At 65.6% G+C, this 1,811-nt stretch carries 1 protein-coding gene; it reads left to right on the top strand.

The window, feature by feature from the left end:
• Window positions 1-61: 61 nt before the first annotated feature.
• Window positions 62-1,811, top strand: a 1,750-nt coding sequence (locus tag Dsi01nite_RS56800) for a condensation domain-containing protein (RefSeq protein WP_239137319.1), incomplete at its 3' end; no start/stop codon positions are given.

The raw sequence follows: 1,811 nt of genomic DNA, 5'->3' as shown, positions 1-1,811 counted from the left end.
GTTGCCGTTGTCGTTCGCGCAGCAGCGGTTGTGGTTCTTGCACCGGTTGGAGCCGGAGTCGGTGGAGTACAACACGCCGTTGCCGATCTGGCTGCCGGGTGGTGTGGATGTGGACGTGTTGGCCCGGGCGTTGGCAGCGTTGGTCGGTCGGCATGAGGTGTTGCGGACGCGGTTGGTGGCGGATGCGGACGGTGTGCCGTGGCAGGTGATCGACCCGCCGCCCATGCGGTTTGAGCTGCCGGTCGTTGAGGTGCCGGCGGCGGAGGTGGAGGCGTGGTTGGCGGCGGACGCGGGGGTGCCGTTCGACCTGGAGGCGGGCCCGCTGTTCCGGGCGACGTTGTTGCGGGTGGGCGGGCAGGAGCATGTGCTGGCGTTGGCGATGCATCACGTGGTGGGTGACGAGTGGTCGGCGGGGATTGTGCGCCGTGAGCTTGATGCCCTTTACCGCGCGGAGGAGCTGCCGCTGCTGCCGGTGCAGTATGCGGATTTTGCGGTGTGGCAACGCCGGTGGTTGACCGGTGATGTGTTGGAGGGTCAGCTGGGCTATTGGCGTGAGCGGCTCGAGGGTGCGCCGGTGTTGTCGTTGCCGGCGGATCGTCCGCGTGCGGCGGTGCGGTCGTCGGCGGGTGCGGTGCTGGACTTCACTGTGCCGGCTGATGTGGCCGAGGGTCTGCGGGTGTTGTCGCGGGCCGCTGGCGTGTCGATGTTCATGACGGTGTTCGCGGCGTTCAATGTGTTGCTGTCGCGGTACTCGGGTCAGGACGACATCGTGGTGGGGACGCCGATCGCGAACCGGAACCGGGCTGAGGTTGAGGGGTTGGTCGGGTTCTTCGTCAATACGTTGGTGTTGCGTACGGATCTGTCCGGCGATCCGACGTTTGTGGAGTTGTTGCAGCGGGTCCGCGCTGACACTTTGGCGGCTTATGCGCATCAGGATGTGCCGTTTGAGCAGTTGGTGGATGAGTTGGGTGTGGTTCGGGATCGGTCGCGGAGTCCGTTGTTTCAGGTGTTGTTCAACTATTTCGGGTCGGTTGAGGGCGATGCGGGGCCCGGTGGTGGTGGTGGTGGTGGTGGTGTCGAGCGGGTTGATCATGTGGTTGGTGGGGTGGATCTTCGGTTTGTGGTGGCGGAGCGGGTGGGTGGGTTGGTGGGTTCGGTGGAGTACAGCACGGCGTTGTTCGATGACGGTCGGATGTCGCGGTTGGTTGGTCATTTTGTGACGTTGGTGTCGGCGGTTGTCGCTGATGGTGGCCGGCGGTTGTCGGCGTTGCCGTTGTTGGACGGTGCGGAGCGTGCCATGGTGCGGTCGTGGGGCGTCGGCGAGGCTCCGGGCGAGGCTCTGGGTGAGGTGCCGGGTGAGGTGTTGGTGCCGGAGTTGGTGGCGGGGTGGGTGGCGGCGAGGCCGGACGTTGAGGCGGTCCGGTGTGGCGGCGAGTCGTTGTCGTATGAGGAGTTGTGGCGGCGGTCGGGTCGGTTGGCGAATGTTCTGCGTGGGGTTGGGGTTGGTGCGGAGACGGTGGTGGGTGTGTGTCTGCCGCGGGGTTCGGATTTTGTGGTGGCGGTGTTGGCGGTGTGGCGGGCTGGTGGTGCGTTCCTGCCGTTGGATGCGCAGTATCCGGTGGCCCGGTTGTCGATGATGTTGGCTGATGGTGGTGTGTCGGTGTTGGTTGGTGTTGCTGACACGGTCGATGTGTTGCCGGTGGGTCGGGTCCGGGTGGTGTTGGTGGATGATCCGGTGGTGGCGGTGCAGCCGGTGGTGGTGCCGGAGGTGTCGGTGCGGCCGGATCAGGTGGCGTATGTGATGTTCACGT

Source organism: Dactylosporangium siamense (assembly GCF_016862795.1).
In the GTDB taxonomy this organism is placed as follows: Bacteria; Actinomycetota; Actinomycetes; order Mycobacteriales; family Micromonosporaceae; genus Dactylosporangium; species Dactylosporangium siamense.
Note: the sequence above shows the minus strand (reverse complement) of the source record. Positions and strands in the feature narration are given on the sequence as shown.